Origin of the sequence: Paenibacillus sp. P22 (assembly GCF_000469945.2) — a bacterium.
GTDB classification, from domain to species: Bacteria; Bacillota; Bacilli; order Paenibacillales; family Paenibacillaceae; genus Paenibacillus_O; species Paenibacillus_O humicus.
Genome location: NZ_CBRA020000161.1, coordinates 15,878 through 35,959 on the forward strand (window position 1 = coordinate 15,878; position 20,082 = coordinate 35,959).

At 61.2% G+C, this 20,082-nt stretch carries 21 protein-coding genes; 3 read left to right on the forward strand and 18 right to left on the reverse strand.

All coding sequences use genetic code 11. The annotated features are described in order from the left end of the window. Positions 1-102 precede the first annotated feature (102 nt). From BN871_RS20170 to BN871_RS20220, 11 genes are all read right to left on the reverse strand, one after another. Positions 103-855, reverse strand: coding sequence for a GNAT family N-acetyltransferase (locus BN871_RS20170; RefSeq protein WP_021878585.1), 753 nt, complete (start codon positions 853-855; stop codon positions 103-105). 182 nt (positions 856-1,037) lie between these two features. After that, a complete protein-coding gene (locus BN871_RS20175) occupies positions 1,038-1,472 on the reverse strand; it encodes an organic hydroperoxide resistance protein (protein ID WP_048748521.1) in 435 nt (144 codons plus the stop codon). A gap of 112 nt (positions 1,473-1,584) precedes the next feature. After that, on the reverse strand, positions 1,585-1,974 hold the full coding sequence (locus BN871_RS20180; protein WP_048748522.1) for a hypothetical protein: 390 nt from the start codon (positions 1,972-1,974) through the stop codon (positions 1,585-1,587). A 164-nt stretch (positions 1,975-2,138) separates the two neighbouring features. Further along, positions 2,139-2,480, reverse strand: a complete 342-nt coding sequence (locus BN871_RS20185) for a hypothetical protein (protein ID WP_021878582.1) — start codon at positions 2,478-2,480, stop codon at positions 2,139-2,141. Positions 2,481-2,535: 55 nt separating this feature from the next. Further along, a complete protein-coding gene (locus BN871_RS20190) occupies positions 2,536-3,528 on the reverse strand; it encodes a serine hydrolase (protein WP_048748523.1) in 993 nt (330 codons plus the stop codon). 275 nt (positions 3,529-3,803) lie between these two features. Continuing rightward, positions 3,804-4,715 carry a MarR family transcriptional regulator gene (locus BN871_RS20195; RefSeq protein ID WP_048748524.1) on the reverse strand — a complete coding sequence of 304 codons (912 nt, stop codon included), beginning with the start codon at positions 4,713-4,715 and terminating at the stop codon, positions 3,804-3,806. A gap of 99 nt (positions 4,716-4,814) precedes the next feature. Further along, the gene (locus BN871_RS20200) at positions 4,815-6,692 is read right to left on the reverse strand and encodes an ABC transporter ATP-binding protein (protein ID WP_048748525.1); all 1,878 of its coding nucleotides are present in this window, start codon (positions 6,690-6,692) and stop codon (positions 4,815-4,817) included. Further along, complete coding sequence (locus BN871_RS20205) at positions 6,689-8,437, reverse strand: ABC transporter ATP-binding protein (RefSeq protein WP_048748526.1); 1,749 nt, start codon at positions 8,435-8,437, stop codon at positions 6,689-6,691. Before BN871_RS20205 ends, BN871_RS20200 begins: the two co-directional genes overlap by 4 nt. A gap of 71 nt (positions 8,438-8,508) precedes the next feature. Then, a complete protein-coding gene (locus BN871_RS20210; protein WP_021878577.1) occupies positions 8,509-9,258 on the reverse strand; it encodes a DUF421 domain-containing protein in 750 nt (249 codons plus the stop codon). A 92-nt stretch (positions 9,259-9,350) separates the two neighbouring features. Next, the gene (locus tag BN871_RS20215) at positions 9,351-9,932 is read right to left on the reverse strand and encodes a hypothetical protein (protein ID WP_048748527.1); all 582 of its coding nucleotides are present in this window, start codon (positions 9,930-9,932) and stop codon (positions 9,351-9,353) included. Between the two features lie 94 nt (positions 9,933-10,026). After that, positions 10,027-10,776, reverse strand: a complete 750-nt coding sequence (locus BN871_RS20220) for a metallophosphoesterase family protein (protein WP_048748528.1) — start codon at positions 10,774-10,776, stop codon at positions 10,027-10,029. 96 nt (positions 10,777-10,872) lie between these two features. On the opposite strand from BN871_RS20220, the gene BN871_RS20225 reads away from it, so the two are divergent. Next, complete coding sequence (locus BN871_RS20225) at positions 10,873-11,316, forward strand: GNAT family N-acetyltransferase (protein WP_021878573.1); 444 nt, start codon at positions 10,873-10,875, stop codon at positions 11,314-11,316. A gap of 217 nt (positions 11,317-11,533) precedes the next feature. Here BN871_RS20225 and BN871_RS20230 read toward each other — a convergent pair whose 3' ends face one another. Next, positions 11,534-11,806, reverse strand: coding sequence for a hypothetical protein (locus tag BN871_RS20230; protein ID WP_021878572.1), 273 nt, complete (start codon positions 11,804-11,806; stop codon positions 11,534-11,536). Between the two features lie 255 nt (positions 11,807-12,061). On the opposite strand from BN871_RS20230, the gene mprF reads away from it, so the two are divergent. Next, the gene (gene mprF, locus BN871_RS20235; protein ID WP_232313223.1) at positions 12,062-14,677 is read left to right on the forward strand and encodes a bifunctional lysylphosphatidylglycerol flippase/synthetase MprF; all 2,616 of its coding nucleotides are present in this window, start codon (positions 12,062-12,064) and stop codon (positions 14,675-14,677) included. A 93-nt stretch (positions 14,678-14,770) separates the two neighbouring features. Beyond that, a complete protein-coding gene (locus BN871_RS20240; protein WP_048748529.1) occupies positions 14,771-15,826 on the forward strand; it encodes a polysaccharide deacetylase family protein in 1,056 nt (351 codons plus the stop codon). Here BN871_RS20240 and BN871_RS27915 read toward each other — a convergent pair. The 6 genes from BN871_RS27915 to BN871_RS20265 all read right to left on the reverse strand — a co-directional run. Next, entirely contained in the window at positions 15,823-15,972 is a 150-nt protein-coding gene (locus tag BN871_RS27915; RefSeq protein WP_021881576.1) for a hypothetical protein, read from the reverse strand. The two genes, BN871_RS20240 and BN871_RS27915, sit on opposite strands and share 4 nt — an antisense overlap. 66 nt (positions 15,973-16,038) lie before the next feature. Further along, positions 16,039-16,746, reverse strand: a complete 708-nt coding sequence (locus BN871_RS20245; protein WP_048748540.1) for a DUF4166 domain-containing protein — start codon at positions 16,744-16,746, stop codon at positions 16,039-16,041. Positions 16,747-16,766: 20 nt separating this feature from the next. After that, positions 16,767-17,732, reverse strand: coding sequence for a DoxX-like family protein (locus tag BN871_RS20250; RefSeq protein WP_021881575.1), 966 nt, complete (start codon positions 17,730-17,732; stop codon positions 16,767-16,769). Next, entirely contained in the window at positions 17,729-18,178 is a 450-nt protein-coding gene (locus BN871_RS20255; protein WP_048748530.1) for a DUF393 domain-containing protein, read from the reverse strand. Before BN871_RS20255 ends, BN871_RS20250 begins: the two co-directional genes overlap by 4 nt. Before the next feature lie 152 nt (positions 18,179-18,330). After that, the gene (locus tag BN871_RS20260; RefSeq protein WP_048748531.1) at positions 18,331-18,993 is read right to left on the reverse strand and encodes a response regulator transcription factor; all 663 of its coding nucleotides are present in this window, start codon (positions 18,991-18,993) and stop codon (positions 18,331-18,333) included. Beyond that, positions 18,983-20,082 (reverse strand): HAMP domain-containing sensor histidine kinase (locus BN871_RS20265; protein WP_048748532.1); only part of this gene is annotated, 1,100 nt, incomplete at its 5' end. The genes BN871_RS20265 and BN871_RS20260, both read right to left, overlap by 11 nt.

A 20,082-nucleotide genomic window follows, 5' to 3' on the forward strand; every position in this document is an offset into this window, starting at 1 on the left:
GCATTCCTTTCTTATGTCGGGTCAGTCTGTTGACGCCGTCCCGTCGCAGAGACAGCCTGACTACTATACACCTCTGATCCTCGCAAAGTAAAGACTTGACAGCTATTCCGGCTGCACCCGGTACCAATACGGATAAGCCTCGCGATAGCCGAGCTTGGCGTACAACGCTTCTGCCGGCTTGTTGCCGGTGACGACCTGAAGATAGCTCTGGCGCACTCCGCGCTGCGCCGCCCAGCGGTACAAGCCGCGGATGAGCTCGGCAGCGTGGCCGCGTCCCCTGCAGTCAGGAGCCGTCACGATGTCATAGAGCCCCAGGTAATCCCCGTCAAGCACTCCGACTCCGAGCGCGACCGGCCGGCCTTGAGCATACAAGACAGCGAAAACGCGAGGCAGCGGCGAGGAATCGAACATGGAGACGAAGGTTTTCTCCTCGCTCGCTTTGAGCCCGTTCCACTCCACAAGCAAGGACAGCCAGTAGGATCTCGGCTGGTCCTCCAGCACGAGCTCGCCCGCCCCTGCCGGCACAGCGGCCGGTATCGGCGTTACCATCACCGTGGATGGATCTGCGATCCGGTACCCGCGTCGCGCAAGCACGGAATCGAGATGCTCCGGCTCCGTGAACGGCGTGATCTTGAAGATGGCAGGCTGGCTGGTCTCCCGGTAAAACTGCTCGCAGCGGCTGATTTTATGTTCCAGATGCTGTTCCATCGGACCGAAATGATGCAGCGGCTGAACCGAATTGGATCTCTTTGTATACCCTTGATTGGCTTTGACGAGCCATCCGCCCAGGCTTCTTGTCTGCAGAGCCGGCCAGCTGTTGAGCGCCGCCTCTTCAACTTCATAGTATGCTTTCAATGGAGTCCCTCCGAATCTGACTGAATCTCATAGGTATAAATATACTTTATTATTTATTTTTATTCAATTTTCTTTTTCCTATGCCTGCATTCCTGGTTAACGAAAAAAAACATCCTCCCCCTGAGGGAAGGATGCCTATGGCCGATGTCTCTTCAGACCTGCGCGGACAGGAGCCATGTTTTTCAGGCCTGCGCGGCTTGACTCTTCAGCACATTGAGCTCGACCTCGATGTTGCCTCTTGTCGCCTTGGAATAGGGGCACAGCTCATGGGCTTTTTCAGCCAGCTTGCGGGTCTGCTCCAGCTCCGCTCCCGGAATGGATATATCCAGCCTTACCGCCAGAGCGAAGCTTTCCCCTTCCTTGAAGATCGACACATGGCCGGTCACCTCGGCTCCGCCTGCATCGATTCCCTGCTTGCGGGCAGCGAGCTGAAGAGCGCTTTCGAAGCAAGCCGAGTATCCGGCCGCGAACAGCTGCTCCGGATTGGTCGCTTCGGCGCCGCTGCCGCCCAGTCCTTTCGGCATCGCCAGCGGCAAATCCAGAACGCCATCCGATGATTTGACGCTGCCCTGACGGCCGCCGCGGGCCGTTACCTCCGCTGTATAGAGTGCATCCATGTTGCCTCTCCTCGCTTTCGGTTCATTCATTCGTACATGCTTGAATATAACCTTCCGGACCCGATTTTAATCGCAAAAAATCCTCCGGGAGGACATCCCCGGAGGATAGCGTTCAAATCAGCTTCATGCCGCTATAGGTTCCGATGAGCTGCAGCATCCGGTTCGGGAGCGGCAGCACGAACTGCATCGCGCCCAGCGCAAAGCGTCCGCTCCGGTTATGCATCATCGCCGAGGCGACCTGGATGCGGTAAGACGGTCCTTCCGTGAAGCTGACCGCGTATTCGGCGGTCCCATCCTGATAGGCGCGTAATGGAGCCGCAGGCTTCTTGGGATTGGCGAACGGCACGATGCTAACCATGTCCTCCAGCTTCAGATGATAGTTGGCATGGGGTTTATGATAGATAAGTTCGGAAGTGGTGACGGTCATGCCGAAATCCGGCTTTTTGATCGATAAGAGCAGAGTTCCCTCCAGCTCGCGAACGGGAATGAAATCGGAATTCAAGGGCGCTGCCTCCTTTCGGTTAGGTACCAGCATATCATAAACCGGCGCTTCCGGCCAAAGTCCGGCTCCATGCCAAACAGCGCCTGCGAGGGACCGGCAGAGGCCGGATTCCAGCAGGCGCTGCGGTTCCGAACGAAAGGCGGTTCCGTTGCCGTGCGAGACGTCTAATGCGTTTGCTGTCCGCCGGAAATGCTGCTCCGGACTTCCTGTTCGGCCGCGCTCACTCGTTCCTTGAGCTTGCGGATTTGCCTCAGCTGCGCGTCCGCCTGCACCTGGATCTGATTTTCCATCATGCTCAGCTCGTGGACGAGCTCCTGCATCGTGTTCACCAGTCCGCGGACTTTCTCGCCGCTGCTGTCCGCTCCCGCACGGTGCAGGGCGGCCTTGCCGGCCTCCTGATCCTGGATGCGCTTCATGCGCACCTGCTCCTGGAATTGCTCATAGCTCATCGTAAGGCTGTTGATCTCCTCCGAGCCGGAAGCTCCCTGCTGTCCATTCATGTTCATCTCTGATTCCTCCTATTGGGGCTGCTGCCTGGATATCCTTAGGATGCCCGCTTTCTCACCAAGTATGTCCAGTCGCGGCCGGGATGACCAGCTCCGTCAGGACGCGGCGGGAATAGATCGACTTGTTCCGTCCGTCCAGGCTTTTGCGCACTACGACCGTCATGTCCAGCGACGGAATGACGAACAGGTATTGTCCCCCGTATCCGAAGGCGAAATAGTAGCCGGGGCCGTCCTGCTTGCTTTCGGGGGACACCCACCAATGATAGCCATAGCAGCCGTAGATGGACGGCTCGTAATGAAGAAGACCTTTATGATGAGGCTTCTGCGAGTCCGCGATCCAATTCGGAGGAATGATCGCCTCGCCGTTCCATCTTCCTTGCTGAAGATAAAGCCTTCCGAACCGGGACAAATCCTTCATGCTCATCGACAGTCCGGCGCCAGCCTCATGCCCTTCTCCGAGCCGGTTCCATCTGGCGCTGCCGATGCCGGCCGGACGGAACAGATTTTTGCGGGCGAACGAGGGCAGGCTTTCCTGCGCGGCGCGGGTGAGAATAACGGAGAGCAGCTGGGAGCCTCCCGTATTGTACGTAAACGCCGTTCCCGGCTCATGCGCGAGCTCTCTCCCCAGGACGAATGCGGCCGGTGATGCGGCCTTCTTCATCTCCCAATACGGCTTGTCGAAATCCGGCCAATCGAGGCCGCTCGTCATCGTGAGCAGATGCTGTATCGTAATGTCCCGCTTGCGGGGATCGTCTTCGATCGCCTTGGCGATCCCTTCCTCCTCCATGTCCAAATAAGAGAAGACCGGGTCTGAGACGCTGCCGATCAGTCCCTGTCCGACCGCGATTCCGATCAAGGCCGACAGCACGCTCTTCGTGCAGGAATAGATGGAAGCGGGACGATCCGGGCCGCCGGCCGTCCACTCCAGCAGAACCTTGCCGCCTTGCTCCGCATAAATGCCTTTGATTTTCCAGCTGTCCAATTGCATGGCCTGCTTGTCCGTCAGCATAATGGCCGAACCGCATCGGGACGCTGCCGTTGCCGTCATGGTGGATACCCCCTTGCCGATCCCTGCTAATAGAATGATGCCGGATGCTCCGGCTTATTCGAATGGATTCCAATACACGCCTTCTGCTTTATTGAAACAGTCGGACCGCTCCAAGTCAAAAAGAGTTGTCCGGATGCCCGGATATGCATCCCGCCGCGCAGGCCATCCGTCGACGGCTATCGGCTCTACCGGCGGAAAAACAAAAAAGGCTTCGCGCCTCGATATCGAAGCGCGAAGCCTTTCGTCGATTCCCTGGAGAAGTCGGCCGATGCCGATCAGCCCGTCTTGCGCAGCTGCAGGCCGCTGCCCAGACGCTGCAGCAGAATAGCCGACAGCTCCTCCGGCCGGCTCCAGACGATCGGAGTCAGTCCTTCCAGATGAGGCAGGCTATCCGCGCCGCCGTCCTGCACCGTCCAGATGACGGGCACGCCCGAAGCCGCGGCGCTGCCTGTCGCCAGATAAGCCTCCGGCGGATTGCCGGTCAAGTCGGCCAGCAGCAGGTCGGCAGCAGCAGCCTGCTCGAGCAGGCTTCGCCCGTCCTCTTCATCCCGGGTCAGGATGCGCGGGATGTAGCCGCATTGCTGCAGCAGCGGCAGCACATGGCCCGCCCACTCCGGCAGCTCTCCGCCCTTGTCGGCGAACACCAGCGCGCAGGTTTTCGCCGTGCGGCCGGATACGGCCAGCTCCGCGCGGCTCCATCCGCCTTCCGTCAGGCTGAACGTCGATCCCGTCCGTTCGATGAGCTCCTGCTCTCGCAGCATCTCGATGACATAGACCATCTCCTGCAGGTTCTGGGAGTAGGTCAGATTATAGCTGCGCGACAAGCGGTGGATGACGACCGGATCTCCCGGCGACTCGCTGTTCCTGCGCAAGAAGGCCAGCAGCCTGTCTGCTTTCGCTTCGACCGTCGCAGGCACCTGCGGTGATGCCGGCAGCATCTCGACCTGCTCGAGGTCTAGCCGGATTTCCTTGCCGCAGTCCGCCATTTCCCGTATATATGCCGACGCCAGCGGGAACAGCTCGCGCTGCCGCGGATAAGAGAGCATGCCGAGCCGGTCGTACGTTCCTTCGGCCAGCGAATATTCCGCCCCCGGCGCGCAGTCGCAGCCGATAAAGCGCTCTTCCTGCGCCGGGCCGGCCTTCACCGGCACGATCGCGTCGCAAAACAAACATCTTTTTGTATACATGATGATTCCCTCCAATACCAAACCCTTCGTCCCAGTGTACAGGACTTCAGGGGGCACAGTCGGTTAAGGTTCTCTCATGAACCTCTAACGATTCTCATATTAGGAGGCTTCATTTCCAGAAAATTGGCTCCGGTAAAGCTCCGCATAAATGCCTCCACGGGCGATGAGCTCCTCATGCGTGCCCTGTTCCGCTACGGAGCCTTTGTCCATGACGAGAATGACATCCGCGTCCCGGATCGTGGAGAGCCTGTGGGCAATGACGAAACTCGTCCTGCCTCTCATCAGCTCCTTCATCGCATGCCGGATCTGCACTTCCGTGCGCGTATCCACGCTGCTCGTCGCCTCGTCGAGAATGAGGATGGCGGGATCGGCCAGCAGCGCCCTCGCGATCGTAAGGAGCTGCTTTTGCCCTTGGGACAAGTTGCTGGCGTCCTCGTTGAGTACGGTCTCATACCCTTCCGGGAGCGTGCGGATGAAGAAATCGGCATGCGCCGCACGGGCCGCATCCTCGATTTCGGCGTCGGTCGCCTCCGTGCGGCCGTAGGCGATATTGTCCCGGATCGTGCCTTTGTACAGCCAGGTATCCTGCAGCACCATGCCGAACAGGCTGCGCAGGCTCCCTCGGGTGAGCTGGCGGATATCCCGGCCGTCGATCGTGATCTTGCCGCCGTCCACCTCATAGAAACGGAGGAGCAGGTTCACGAGAGTCGTCTTGCCCGCACCGGTCGGACCTACGATCGCCGCCGTCTGCCCGCTCTTCACTTCGATCGACAGCCCCTTCATCAACGGAACCTCCGGCTTGTAGCCGAAATCCACCGATTCGAAAGCGACATTTCCACGGATGCCGCGTCCGGCTTCCGACGTGCCGTCCGGCTCTTCTTCCTGTTCGTCCAGCAGCTCGAATACCCTCTCCGCCGAAGCCGCGGTCGATTGGATGATGTTGGCGATGTTCGCCAGCTGCGTGATCGGCATCGTGAACTGTCTCGCATATTGGATGAACGCCTGGATATCCCCGATCGAGACGCCGCCCCGGGTCACCATCAGTCCGCCGACGACGCTGATCAGCACATAGCCCAGATTGCCGACGAAGGACATGAGCGGCATCAGCGTGCCGCTGATGAACTGGGCGCGCCAGGCGGACTGGTACAGCTTGCCGTTGATGGCCTCGAAGCGCTCCACCGACTCCTTCTCCCGGCCGAACGCCTTGACGATCCGGTGTCCGGTGAACATTTCCTCGACATGGCCGTTCAATTCGCCGATCGACCGCTGCTGGCCGGCAAAATGCTTTTGCGACCGCTTGGCAACCGCCTTGGTGACCAGGAAGCTGAGCGGCAGCGTGACAAAGACGATCAGCGTAAGCAAGGGGCTGATCGTCAGCATCATGACGATGACGCCGACGAGCGTGACGGCCGAGGTGATAAGCTGAGTCAAGCTCTGCTGCAGCGTGCCGCTGATGTTGTCCACGTCGTTGACGACCCGGCTCAGAATATCGCCGTGCGACTTGGCGTCGTAGAACTGCAGAGGGAGCCTCTGCAGCTTGTCGTCCACTTCCTTTCTCAGCCGGTATACCGCTCCTTGGGTAACGCCAGCCATCAGATATTGCTGGACGTACCCGAACAGAAAGCTGAGAACGTACAAGCCTGCCAGCCATCCCAGAACATGCAGCAAGCCGGCATAATCGAACGGAACGCCGGCAGCTCCATTCATTCTCGCCACGACGCCCTTCACAATGATGTCGGTCCCGTGCCCGAGCAGCTTGGGACCGACGATGGAGAACACCGAAGCTGCAATGGCGCTTGCCAGCACCAGCAGCAGCCTGAGCCGGTAAGGCTTCAGGAACCGGAGCAGCCGCAGCATCGTTTTTTTGAATTCCTTGGGCTTCTCTCCGGGCATCATCGCTCCGGGACCCGGCCCTCCGCCCATCCGCGGAATCGCGCCGGGATGGCGTCCCGGCGGCGTCCGCCGTTCCTCGCTCATGCCGATTCCTCCTCTGTCCGGAGCTGGGATTCCACGATTTCGCGGTAGACGCCGCAGCTCTCCATCAGCTCTGCATGGGTGCCGTCGCCAGCCAATCGCCCTTCATCCAGCACCAGGATCCGATCCGCTCCCATGACGGAGCTCACCCGCTGGGCAACCACCAGCACGGCGGCTCCACCTGTCTCCTCCGCCAGCGCGGCGCGAAGCCTCGATTCCGTCGACGCGTCCAGCGCCGAGAAGCTGTCGTCGAACAGATACAGATCGGGGCGCCTCACAAGCGCCCTCGCGATCGACAGCCGCTGCTTCTGCCCTCCGGACAGGTTGGCTCCGCCTTGGGCGATGTCCGTCGAGAAGCCTTCCGGCATCGCTTCGACGAAGCCGGCAGCCTGCGCCACCTCAGCGGCATGGCGCACTTCGGCATCCGTCGCATCCTCCTTGCCGTAGCGGATGTTGCCGCTCACCGAGCCGGAGAACAGCAGCGCCTTCTGCGGCACGAGGCCGATTCCTGCGCGAAGCTCTTCCTGGGACAAGCTTCTGACATCCCTGCCCCCGACCCGCACCTCGCCCTCTCCCGCATCGTAAAACCTCATGATGAGGTTCAGCAGGGTCGTCTTGCCGGAGCCGGTGCCCCCGATGACAGCGGTCGTCTCTCCCGCCCTGGCCGTGAAGCTGACCCGGTCCAGCGCCGGCCTCTCGGCACCGGGATAATGGAAGCTCACTTCGCGGAATTCAACCTCCCCGCGAGCTGCGCCTGTCCTCGGCGAAGCTGCGGGCGACGGCTTCGCCTGCCCGTCGGTTATCGTCGGAGCGATATCCAGCATCTCGTTGATCCGGGCTGCGGAAGTCGCTGCGCGCGGCACCATGGCGAACATCATGGACATCATGACGAGCGAGAACATGATCTGGCTGGCATACTGGATGAACGCGATCAGGCTGCCGATATTCATGTCTCCCGCATCGATCCGCTTCGCTCCGAACCAGACGATGAGCACGGTTGTCAGGTTCATGATGAGCATCATCGTCGGCATCAGGATCGCCATCATCCGGTTGACGCGCAGCGCCGTATCGGCCAGATCGCGGCTGGCCGAGTCGAACCTGCCCTGCTCGTACTCCCCGCGATTGAAGGAGCGGATGACCCGGATGCCGGTCAAGCCTTCGCGCAGAACGAGGTTCAGCTTGTCGAGCTTGACCTGCATCGCCCTGAACAGCGGAATCGCCTTGCGCATGACGGCGAAGATCGTAAGGCCGATGACCGGAATGACTGCGACAAGGAGCAGGGATAGCTTCGCATCCTTGGAGAAGGCCATGATCAGCCCGCCGATGCACATCATCGGCGCGCTGACCATCATTCTCATCATCATGATCAGAACCTGCTGCACCTGGTTGACGTCGTTCGTCGTCCTGTTGATCATCGAGGCCGTCCCGATCCGGTCGAACTCCGGCAGCGAGAACTTCTCCGCATGCGCGAACAGCTTCGAGCGGGCGCTGCGGCCGAAGCCGGAGGCCACACGGGACGACAGGAAGCTGGATGCGATGATGCAGGCCGCACCCGCGGCGGACACGAGCAGCATGAAGCCGCCGATTCTCCAGATATAAGGCACGTCGCCCTTCAAAATGCCCTTGTCCACGATGTCCGACAGCAGCGTCGGAAGATACAGGTCGGACAACGATTGGCAAAAGACAAGCGCCAATACGGCCGCAATCTGAAGCCGGAATGGCTTCAGCAGCCGAAACAGCTTGAACAAGGCTTTCCCTCCTTATTTTACTTCTAAACCAATTCATTCCTACTCATCTTAATCTTCGCCGAAATCTTCTGTCAAACAAGGTCTTCACCCGCTTTTTCAGCGGTCCGATCCCTGTTCCGCAGCTTCTTCGCTCCCGGCCCGGGAGGCCGCTGGGAACGAAGCTGATAGAACAAGCCGCTGGCGTCCGACCATTCCCCATAGAGGATTTGCCTCTCATCATCGATGCCGATATGCGCGAGCAATCCGAGCAGCCACTGGCGGTCCCTGCCCAGCGACTCCAGCGCCCTGTCGACGATGTCTCCGTCCTCGATCACGCTCACCGGCAAGGAAGGGCTGTCCGGCTCCTCCTTTTGACTGCCGCCTGCGGCCGGCTTGCTCAGGACGCTGATGCTGCCGTTGGTCTCGAACAGCGCATAAGCGACATCGCGCACGGAGAAGACGCCGTTCTCGCGCAGCAGCATGCTCAATTGGCCGAAGTCCAGATTGTTCCTCTTCATCGCCGCACGGTCGATGATTCCTTCCCGGATGACCAGATCCGGCGAGCCCGTCACCCGCCTGGACAGCCAGGGAATCCGGTTCAGCAGCTTCTCCATGCCGTAGGACAGCAGCGTCCAGACAGCCAAGGCGAACACGAGATGGCCGTATCCGACCTCCTTGTCGTAAATGGTATTGCCGACCAGCTCGCTTAGCATGAGCGAAGATACAAAGTCGAATGCGGTCAGCTGCGAAATCTCCTTTTTGCCCAGCACTCTCGTCATGATCATCAGGCTGACAAGCGCGATCAGCAGCTTGAGCGCAATTTGCCCGAACAATGGGTCCATTCCGTCCCTCCCCCGGTGTCGATCCGAAAAAAAACCGGACCGCGGAACGGTCCGATTTCCTGTTTCCTATGGCTTCGATAGGAGCGCTTCGATTAGCGAAGCTTTTCCATTTCATTTGCGGCCTCGGCGCCTTCCGGCTGGGCAGCAACCGTATCGGAGGCGTTGCCGTATTCCTCCAGCGTCTTCCAGGCATCCGCGTCGTCGAAGCGGCCGGAATGAGCTTGCCTGCTCTCTCCCGCTCCCGTCGGCGGCAGCGTCATGACCTCTTCTTCGACGGGGCGGTACTCCCCACTTTCCCGTTCAGGAACGTTGTCGACCGTATGCCGGGTCGAGGGAATCGCTTCAAGACGCTCGTACGGAATCGGTTCTCCGGTGGAAGCATCCAGGCCGTACTTGCCTTCCTCCATCAAGCTCAGCGCGCGGTTCACCTGAGCGAGCTTCTTGCCGAGCTTTTCGTCTAGCGCCATGTCGCGCTCTTTCTCGAACGTGACGGTCCCGGAATCGGCCGGATGATTGTCGTAGCTGGACAGCTCCCCGTCGGAATCGGTGGCGGTCAGGGGCGCTCCCTCCAGATCGGTTTCCCGATTGAGGTCGAAGTGGGCCTCCAGCTCCTTCTTCTCCTGCAGCAGGCTGTTCTTCAGAAAGTCCAGCTGGGATGGCTTGAGATGTTTCATGCTGTCTCCTCCTAAGCAATTCGTTCTATAGCTACCTATACCCTCAGGAGGCGGCAAATGAAGCAAGCGTCACCAGCGGAATGGCCGCAATGCCTCAGCGGCCCGCCGGGGATTCTCCCGCGTTGACAGCGTCCTCGCTCACGCCGCCGGCTGCGTCGATCAGGAGGGCGTTGAGACGGCCGCCCGCCGAGCAGCCGCCGTCGATTCCGATCTTGTCTCCGCCGAACCAGACCGACGGCTCCTTCTGGAATTTGATCGTACGAGTATGGCCGAAGACGACGGTTTTGCCCGCCGTCACCGGAGCGTGGTGAAACGGCTCCCTTATCCACATGAACAGCTCTCTGGGCTGATCCTTCCAGCTGATCCCGGCAGCCGGATCGATCCCCGCATGAACATAAATGAAGGCTTCGTCCTCCGCATGCAGATCGAGGCTGTCCAGCAGCTCGACATGCTCCTTGAATTCGGTGCGGATAAGCCGGAGCATGCCGGAGGCGTCTGCCGCCCCGCGGTATTCCGTTCCGGCGGCCCGAGCGTAGCTCCGCAGCGTTTCATGCCCTCCTTGCCCGAGAAACTTGTCAATCAGCTCAGGCTCAGGATGGCGCAGGCATTGGAGGAAGCGCTGGTCATGATTGCCTCTCAGCGCGGTCGCCCGGCCCCCGCCTTCGCGCAGCAGAGCCAACACGGCGTTGATGACGCCGCAGCTGTCCGGTCCTCGGTCCACGTAATCGCCGAGCAGGATCAGCCTGTCCTCACCGGGGCGATAACCGACTTTCTGCAAAAGCTTTCCAAGCTCACGGCTGCAGCCGTGAATGTCGCTGATGGCGATCGTTCGAAATCTGTCCATGTAGGAGCCCTCCTTGTTGTCGCCCTCTTAATTGCGGTTGCCGGCGCCGATTTGCTACAATACACCGGAAGCAATCAGCGGAAGGGATGATGACGAATGTTGTCTGCAACTAGAGTCCAAACGAAAGAACAGCTGGAGCAATGCCTCCATATCCGCAAGGAAGTGTTCGTCCGTGAGCAGGGAGTTTCCATCGAAGAAGAGCTCGACCATTACGACGAGTCTCCGGAGTCGTGCATCCACGTTCTCCTGACCGATGACGCCGCGCCGGTCGGAACGGGCCGGGTCAAGGCTTTCGAAGGAAGCAGCGCCAAGCTGCAGCGGATCGCTGTCCTGGCCTCCATGCGCGGCCGCGGCGCCGGCTCCGCCATCGTGCAGGCGATGGAGCAAGCCGCTCGGGAAGCAGGGTACGGCCGCGCCGTGCTTGACGCCCAATGCCAGGCGGAGCCGTTCTACGCCAAGCTCGGGTACAAGCCCGTGTCGCCCGACATTTTCCTCGATGCAGGAATTCCGCATGTCAGGATGAGCAAGGAGCTGAGCTAGTTCCGGACGGAAGGATGAATGGCCTCCAGGAATTCGCTGTTCACTGATTTTCGCATTATATTCCATTTTGGAACAGCGAGATTCTACCGTTTCATCGAATTTCCTGCCGCCCTTTCTTCCAGGCAACGCAACTAAAGATGGGATCCATCAGGCAGAGAACGTCAAAAACCCGCATGCGGAGTCGCCCTCGCATGCGGGTTTTCAATTTTACGTCCGGCTAGTCTTGCTTGAGAGCGTCCTTGGCGGCCGCGATCAAGGCGTCGTAGAACTCGTCGTTGTCCTCGAGCTCCTCCTCCACCGCTTCGATCTCCGCTTCCGGCCCGGCTTCGTCCTTGAAAAACAAGCCGTATGCCCAGTCCTTGCCTCTCTTGTTGCTCTGCAGCGCAATTTCGTATGCCTGCTTATGTCCTTCGATCTTGAATTGCACTTGTCCGACATAACCGCCGTCTTCGGCAACCGTCATCTCGGCATGGATGATTTCCCACTTCACCTGCTGCTTCCCCCTCGTCGTTCATGACCTTATCATACTTAACCTTGTCCCGGATTTCCAGCGCCATGGTCCCGGCCGCGGCGGCGGACGGAAGAAAAAGCGGGGAGGGTGTGATAACATACGAAGGACAGGAAGTCATCCGGCATTTTCAGGAAAGGCGGACAGCGCAATGAATCCATCCCATCCGACCCACCCGACCGACGAAAACAAGGCTTGCGAGGAAGAACAGGAAGGCCGCAACGCCGAATCCCGTCCGTGGATAAAAGCTGTCAAGCGCTTGAGCCGATCTATCGGATCAAGGCGCTGCGCCTGCTGCTGCCGCTATTCGTCATCGGACTTGTCTTTTTTGAAGGCAGGCATCTGTTCCATGACATGTCGGCCGGCACGATGCTCCGCGAGCTGCGGCGGCTGCCGGACAGGGACATGCTCCTGCTGCTGGCGGCAGGCCTTGCCGCCGCGGCCGCCATGAGCGGCTACGACTTTGTCGTCCGCCGCCACTTCAGGCTCGAGATGAGCCGCTGGACGACCTTCCGCTTCGGATGGATCGCCAATACGTCCAACAACGTGCTCGGCTTCGCCGGCTTCACCGGAGCCGGCCTCAGGGCGCTGCTCTACAGGGGCGAGGGCGTGCCGGTGCAGACAGCGGCCAAAGCCGTCGTCTTCCTGTCGCCGGTCATGATCGCCGGCTTGTCCATCATGGCCTGGGGAGACGCTCTCGGCCTCCTCCATGCCTCCAAGCTGTTCGATGCGCACCCCTGGCTGTACCCGGCCGTCTGGGGCATGGCGCTGTACGTTCCGCTGTTTCTGGCCATGCAGCGCTCCAAATTGTACGCCCGCTGGTTCAACCGGGGCGAAAGCCAGCTGCCCTGGCGCGTCATAACGGCAAGCCTCGGCGCTTCCCTGCTGGAATGGCTGTCGGCGGCGGCGGTATTCACGCTTGCGGCGCACATCATGCTGCCGGAGCTGCCTGTCGATACGGTGCTCGGCATCTATGTCGCGGCCGCAGTGGCCGGCCTGGTGAGCATGGCGCCTGGAGGCGCAGGCGCCTTCGACCTCATCGCCGTGCTGGGACTGCAGCTGTACGGCGGCCATGCCAACCGGGCGCTCGCCATCCTTCTGCTGTTCCGCATCTTTTATTATCTGATCCCATGGATCATCGGCCTCATGATGGCCGCGATCGAGCTCATTCCCCGCCGCAAGCGGAATCCGTTGACCGAGAACGGAAAAATGCAGAATGCGTTCAACGCCTGGCAGCGGTTCTGGTCCTGGCCCGGACAGAACGCTTATATCGGAGATGTCGGCGTATGGGCGCTTTCCAAGCTCGTGCTCGCGGCCGGAGCGGTGCTGCTGCTGTCCGCGGCGACGCCGGGCCTGCTCGGCAGGCTGGAGCTGACCGAAGGGCTGCTCACGCTGCCGGTCATGCATATTTCCCATCATCTTTCCGTCATGATCGGAATCGTGCTCGTCATGCTGTCGAGAGGAATTTCTCTCAAGGTGAAGCGGGCCTACATCGCCGTTCTCGTCCTGCTCGTCGCAGGCGCAGGCTTCACCTTCGCCAAGGCGTTCGACTATGAGGAAGCCCTGTTCCTGCTCCTCGTCGCCCTGCTGCTGTGGATTTCCCGTTCCCGCTTCTATCGCCGGAGCGCGCCGCTCGGGGCGGGCCGGATCGGGGCCATGCTGGGCATATCCGCCGTGGTGGCGTTTCTGTACAGCTTTGTCGCCGACCATTCCGGCAAAGGATTCCTGCATCATCTTCCGCGCTCGTTCGACCGCAGCCTGCTGCTGTCGTCCGGCGAGCATGCGGCAGGCGCCGCTCTGGGACTTGCCGGAGCCTGGATCTTCCTCGCCGCCCTCCTGCTGCTGCGTCCCGGGCGGCCGCCGGGCTCGGCTCCGGATGAGCAGGACCTGGAGAAGCTTTCTGCCTTTGTCGGAGGCAAGCAGGGCAATCCTCTCACTCCGATTCTGTATACAGGCGACAAGAGCCTTTTCTGGGCCGCAGACGGCGAAGCGCTTATTCCCTATGCCGTCATCCGCGGCAGGCTGGTCGCTCTCGGCGATCCGCTCGGTCCGATGGAGCATGCGAGCAGGGCCGTGCAGGAATTCCAGGCGTACGCGGACCGTTATGCGATGACGCCCGTCTTTTACCAGGCAAGTCCGGACTATCTCCCCGTCTATCATGAGAACGGCTTGCGCTTTTTCAAGCTCGGGGAAGAAGCCTTCGCCGATCCTGCCGCCTTCACGCTTGCAGGCAAAAGCCAGGCCGCCCTGCGCAGCGTGCGCAACCGCTTCGACCGGGAAGGCTTCAGCTTCCGCATGGCGGCGCCTCCGCACAGCCGCGAGCTTATGGACGAGCTGCGGACGGTGTCCGACGCCTGGCTTGGCGGCCGCCGCGAGAAGGGCTTCTCGCTCGGCTGGTTCAAGGAAGACTATTTGCAGCGTTTTCCGATTGCGCTGATCAGCGGCCCGGACGGCAGGACGGCGGCCTTTGCCTCGCTCGCCCCATCGGAGGACGGCGGCAGGACGATGTCGGTCGATCTGATGCGGCATCTGCCCGGCGCCCCCAATGGCGTAATGGACCTGCTGTTCATCCGCCTGCTGGAATGGTGCAAGGCCGAAGGCTTCGAACGCTTCAATCTCGGCATGGCTCCGCTGGCCAGCGTGGGCGGCAGCAGCAAGTCCTTCCGCGAGGAGAAGCTTGCCCGTCTCGTGTTCCAATATGGAGGGCATTGGTACGGATTCCAGGGACTGCGCCGCTACAAGGAAAAGTTCGACCCCGCCTGGGAGCCGCGCTACTTGGCTTATCCCGAAGGAGCGAGCCTGCCGCTGCTGCTGCTCGATCTCGTCCGGCTTGTCTCCCGGAAAGCGGACTAGCGGCGAAGCCGATTCGTCATCTTCTTTTCAGCTGGCCTTAAGCTTCGGATGATACGCTCCGATACGACACGGATGCGAAAGAAGGCAGACGATATGAAATGGAAAATCCCTTTGGCGGCAGGCTCTGCAGCCGTGTTGATCGCGGCGGCCTTGCTCGGCCTTATCCTGCTTCGCGGCATCGCCGGCAAGCCTGTCGCCGGGCATTCCGCCGCGCAGCTCCCCGGTTCCCGGGAGCAAGGCTGGAGCCAGCTCCCGGCTCGCGGCAAGCACAAGGAAGGAGCTCCGGCAAGCGGAGGCGCCGCCTCTGCCCAGGGACTGCCGGTTCCTGCGGCCGTTCCGGCTTCCTTCACCGGCAAAGTCGGCGTGCTCATGTACCACGACATCGAGCCGACCGCAGCCGGAGCCGACGCGATCACGCCGGGGCAGTTCGCCTCCGAGCTCGACGGTCTCCGCAAGATCGGCTACCGGATCATCTCGCTGCAGCAGTTCCGAATGTTCATGCAGGGCAAGCAAAGCGTGCCGAAAGGCTCGCTGCTCGTTACATTCGACGACGGCTATGAGAGCTTTTACCGTTATGCCTATCCGATTCTGAAGCAGCGCGGCCTTGCCGGAGCCTGCTTCGTCATTACCGGCGACTTCAGCCCTTCGGCTCTCGTCTACACGCCGCATATGACGCCCGCGGAGATCAAGAAGATGGAAACCGACGATCCCGCCATGGAGGTCCAGGCTCATACCGACGCGCTGCATGTCAAAATCGACCGGCGCCATGACTTGCTCACAGGCCGCCTTCTCCGTGCCGGCAGGCTCGAAAGCGACGCCGATTACCGGGCCCGAATAACCGCCGATACGATCAGATGCCTGACCGCCTTGCGGCGGCTCAATTCTCGTCCGGTCGATTCTTTCGCTTATCCCTACGGCCTGCATACGCCGGAAGCGGTCTCCCTGCTGCGGGCGCAGGGAATCAAATACGCCTTCACGACAGCTCCCGGACTCGCAAGCCGAACCTCCGATCCGCTGCTTCTGCCTCGGGTCAATGCCGGATCCCCGGCAATCTCGACTGCGGCGATCGCAGACGAGCTGAACAGGCTCGCTTCGGCGATGCCGCCCTTGCGCCGGACGTTGCCTTCGACGCTTGCAACGGCTTCCTAGGCTCCGGCAGCTTTCTCTGCATCGGCAGCTCCCGGTGCTTCCTTGACTCCGGCAGCTTCCTCGGCATCTGCTGCTCCCGGTGATTCCTCGGCTCCGGCTCCCGGTGCTTCCCTGGCTCGCAGAAGGACTGCCGCTTCTGCCGCCATCGCTTTCCAAGCATCCTGACGACAGCAATCGGCCCCCGATATGCCAGCCGGCAAGCGGGGGTCCTTTCATTCCCGACGCTCCGTGCGAATGGGAAGCACATGCGGGGGCACGGCGATTCCAGCCCGTTCCATACTGTTCTCGAAACGGCCCTCATAACGGAACACATCGCCCAGAAGCGGGCTTTTCACCTCGACACGGACGCGGAACAGACCCGCCTCGTCGTCGAACCACTCCTCCACGTCCGCTTGGCCGGTAAAAGCATCCGGGAAGCGGAATCCCGCCCAGCCCTCGTAGAACCGCTGCTCTCCCGAACGCAGCCGGATGCCGCCCGCCGCCGTCGCTTCCATATCGAGATCGACTGCCAAATGCTGCTTGTTGCCGAGATAGTCGACGATGCAGCCGCGGCTGCGGCTGAATATCATCGTCGCATCGAAGCGGCGGATCCGCTTCGGGAACCGGAAGGTGCGGATCCAGGTGACGGTTTCCCTGCCGAACCGGTCCTTGTAGCTGTAATTCTCCACCGTGAACGGAACGGATGCTCCGCTCTCCGGAAACATGATATTCCGCATCGTGCCGATATGGAGCGGAAGCTTGGCCAGAGGGTGATGCCAGACAGCATCCATTGTCCCTCTGCCTACGGCCGCGGATGCCGAGCCGCTGTGCAAGGAGAAGCGCTCCCGGATACGAGGATGCAGCTTGCTGAATTCATTCCCGAGCGCAAGCTCGTAGATCGACTTGCCGGCGCTCTGTCCGGCTCCCTTGAACCTGTCCATCACTTCAGACTCCTTCCTTTTCATAGGCTCCTCCCCCCTTTTGCCCTCGGCTGCTTGCGCAGGCATCTCGAAGCCCGGGGGCAATAAGGGACCGCAATCGCTGCTGCCGCCGACAGCACGAGCAGCGGAATCGTGGTCGTCAGAGGATTGAACGGCTCGGCCAGCAGCTCCGGCCGGAGCGCGGCTCCGCATACGGACAGCAGCAGCAGGCAGGCGGCCTGGATGGTGATGACCGCTCGGGAATGCCTGCAGGCCACTAAAATGACGGCCGCGGCAGCTTCTCCCCAGCCGAGCAGCTGCAGGGCCAATGACTGCGCCGTCGATGTCAGGCCAAGCCCCGCCAGCATGCCGAGCTCCGTGCCGGAGTCGTGGAGCAGCTTCGGCACGATGCCTTCGTAGAGCCACATGCCCGCAAGAGCAGTAATGGACGCCAGATGAATCGCAGCCATAGCGGCGACCAGCTCCGGCTGCCACCCCTTCTCGGCCCACATCCGGAGACGATCGAAGCTCCACGCCGTCGCCCATCCCATGAGAGGCCGGAACATATACCGGTCCGCCAGCTTCCCGGCGGTACCAAACCGGGTCGAGTACGTGTAGCGGGTCATGAACCGCAGCCCTTCCCCCGTTTCCTCATACTGCCAGTATCCCGATCCAGACCGGAGCAACGACCATTTTTGCGAGGAAGAGAACCTTAAAGTGGATAGCCTCCGGCCGGCGGCGGAGTGCGGCCTCGTCTTCGTTGTCCCGAAGCCTTCCACAGCCGCGCCGAAGCCGATCCGCGTCCGGTAGCGGAACCGCCTGCCCTCCCGTCCTTCCGATTGCGGCAGAAAGTCGATGGACGTAAACCGAAGATCCCAGCGTTCATGCAGCTTGGGCTGCTGGGTCAGATGCCAAAGCTCCTCGACACCGCAGCGCATCCTCATTTCGACGTAGATCGGCTGGACGGAGATTTTCCCAACGAGGCTTTTGTTCCCGGTTCGGCTCATTTTTCCGTCTCCTTATCCTCGCCGAGCAATTGGAGAGCTTCTTCGGCGTTTACCACCCGCTTGCCTCGAATGCGTTCCGCATCCAGCAGGCTGCAGCCTCCATGCGGCGCCAGCCGGTGCCGGAGCTTGGCCAGAGCGTCATAGCCGATATCCCTGATGCCGGAAGGCAGCGCCTGCAGCATCATAGCGGGCAGCCTCCCGCCTCGAAGCATTCGCAGCAAGATCATGGCAGCTGTTCCCTTCGTATAGGCTTCGCCTTCCTTCACCAAGACGAAGCTGTTTGTTTCTGCCGCCTTCAACCCGTGCCGCTCCAAAATGACGCTGCCTGCTTCGGATTGCAGCGCCGCGAAGCGCAGCCGGTCATCATGATCCCGATCGGCGGCGAATCGTGTCAGCGCATTGCAAAGCGCGCAGTTCCCGTCTACGAGAGCGATCGATCGTTTCATTGTACAGCCCTCCCTTTCATAGCCCTTCCTGCTGCTTCTATCGTATCGCTGCTGCGGAGACAGCGTCAGGCCTCAAAAGAAGAGGAGGGAACGGCAAAGAGGGCCTACATTCCGTAGGCCCTCTTTGCCGTGCATATGCCGCCGCGTTCCGCTCAATCCCGCTCTATTCCGGCGCCGTCCCCGTCGCCTCTCTTGATTTTGCGCACCGCTTCGCGGCTGCTGCGCGCGCCGAGCTTCTTGAGGATCCGGTTCACCTGGTTTTTCAGCGTGCTCTCGCTCTTGAAGAGCCTTCTGCCGATCTCGGCCTGGGTCGTGCCGCGCTCGATCAGCTCATACACCTCCCGCTCGGATGGAGTAAGCGGCTGAAGCTGCTCCTCCCGCTTGAGCCTGCGGAACTCCTTCAGCAGAGCCGCCATGGGCGCCGGTTGGGATACGGCCTTGCGTATCGCGGCCGGCAGCTCCCGGTAGTCCGTCTTCCCGATGTACTGCACCGCACCGGAAGCGAAGGAGCGGGTCATCGCCCGCTCCTCGCCCACGGAGGTCAGCATGATTACCGGCGAATTCCGCAGCTCCAGCAGATCGGCGGCTGCGCTTATTCCGTCCCGGACCCCTTCGCCGAGCTGGATGTCCATCAGGACGACATCATAGTCCAAGGCGGCGGCAGCCTTGAGGGCCTCTTCCGGCCCCCGCGCGGAAGCTACCAGGAGCATGTCCGGCTCGCCGCCCAGAAAGCGGCTCATCGCGCGGATCCAGTCCGGGTCGTCCTCCACCATCAAAATCCGGATCAGCCGATCATCACGCTCATCAGTTCCCATTCCTTGATCCAGCCTCCCTTTTTCCATCCGGCAAACGGCTTGGCGCCATCGTCAGCTCCAGCGTCGTGCCGTTTCCTTCCACGGTCCTGACGTCGACTCTGCCTCCGGCCCGCTTCATGACCTGGTACACATACGACAAGCCGATTCCATAATTGCTCCGCCCCTGCTTCGTGCTGTAAAAGGGCAGGAACAGATAAGGCAGATGGACGGCGGCGATGCCGGGTCCGTCGTCGGCGATCCGGACGACAAGCTTTCTCCGCTCCCGCAGCAGGCTTGCGGAGACCGTCCCTCCCGGAGCAGCCGCTTCGATTCCGTTGGAGATAACGTTCACGAGCGCTTCCTCCAGGTGGAACGGATCGCAGCTCACTTTCGCAGGAACCTGGATGCTGCCCGCAGCAAGCGAGACGCCGCGGAGAGCGGCGGCGGCGCTGCATCGGGCAACGGAGCGCAGCAGCAGCTCGTCCAGGCGGCAATGCTGCTCCCGCCAATCCATTTCCCTCGTCTGGCCGTGAATCCTCGTCACCGTATCCAGCATGCGGTCAGCGGATTCCCGGATCAGCTCCAGGCTTTCTGCCGCGCCGCCTTCTGCCGCCCGCTGAGGCTCGGCTTTGAGCTCCCGATCGAGCAGCTCGGCTCCGATCTTGATTTTGCCGATTTCGTTTTTCAAGGAGTGGCTCAGCATCGAAGCGCCCATGCCTGCCGTCCGCATCGCGCTCTCGACGGGATCCCGCTCCACGCGGAGCCTGATGCCGAGAACGCCGTAAAGAAAGATGGCGATCAAGGCGGCCCCCAACGAATAGGCGATGAACATGGCCACATAGGGAAAGAAATCGTACTGAGGCCGCAGCGCGCGGCCGACGTTGATAAAGCCCAGAACGCCGAGCAGCGTCGGCACCATCACGGCCGTCAACGCCAGTCTGCTCCTGCGGCTGGCGGCATGCCGCTCCCTATGCAGCGACACGAGGAGGCATGCGCAGGCTGCCGCGTAATAGGGTCCCGCCCATACGAGCAGCATGCCGTAGTTCGGAGCATGTGCGGGCGACAGCAGCCAGGCGCTCGCGGCGGATGCAGCCGGGGGCGCCAGCAGCA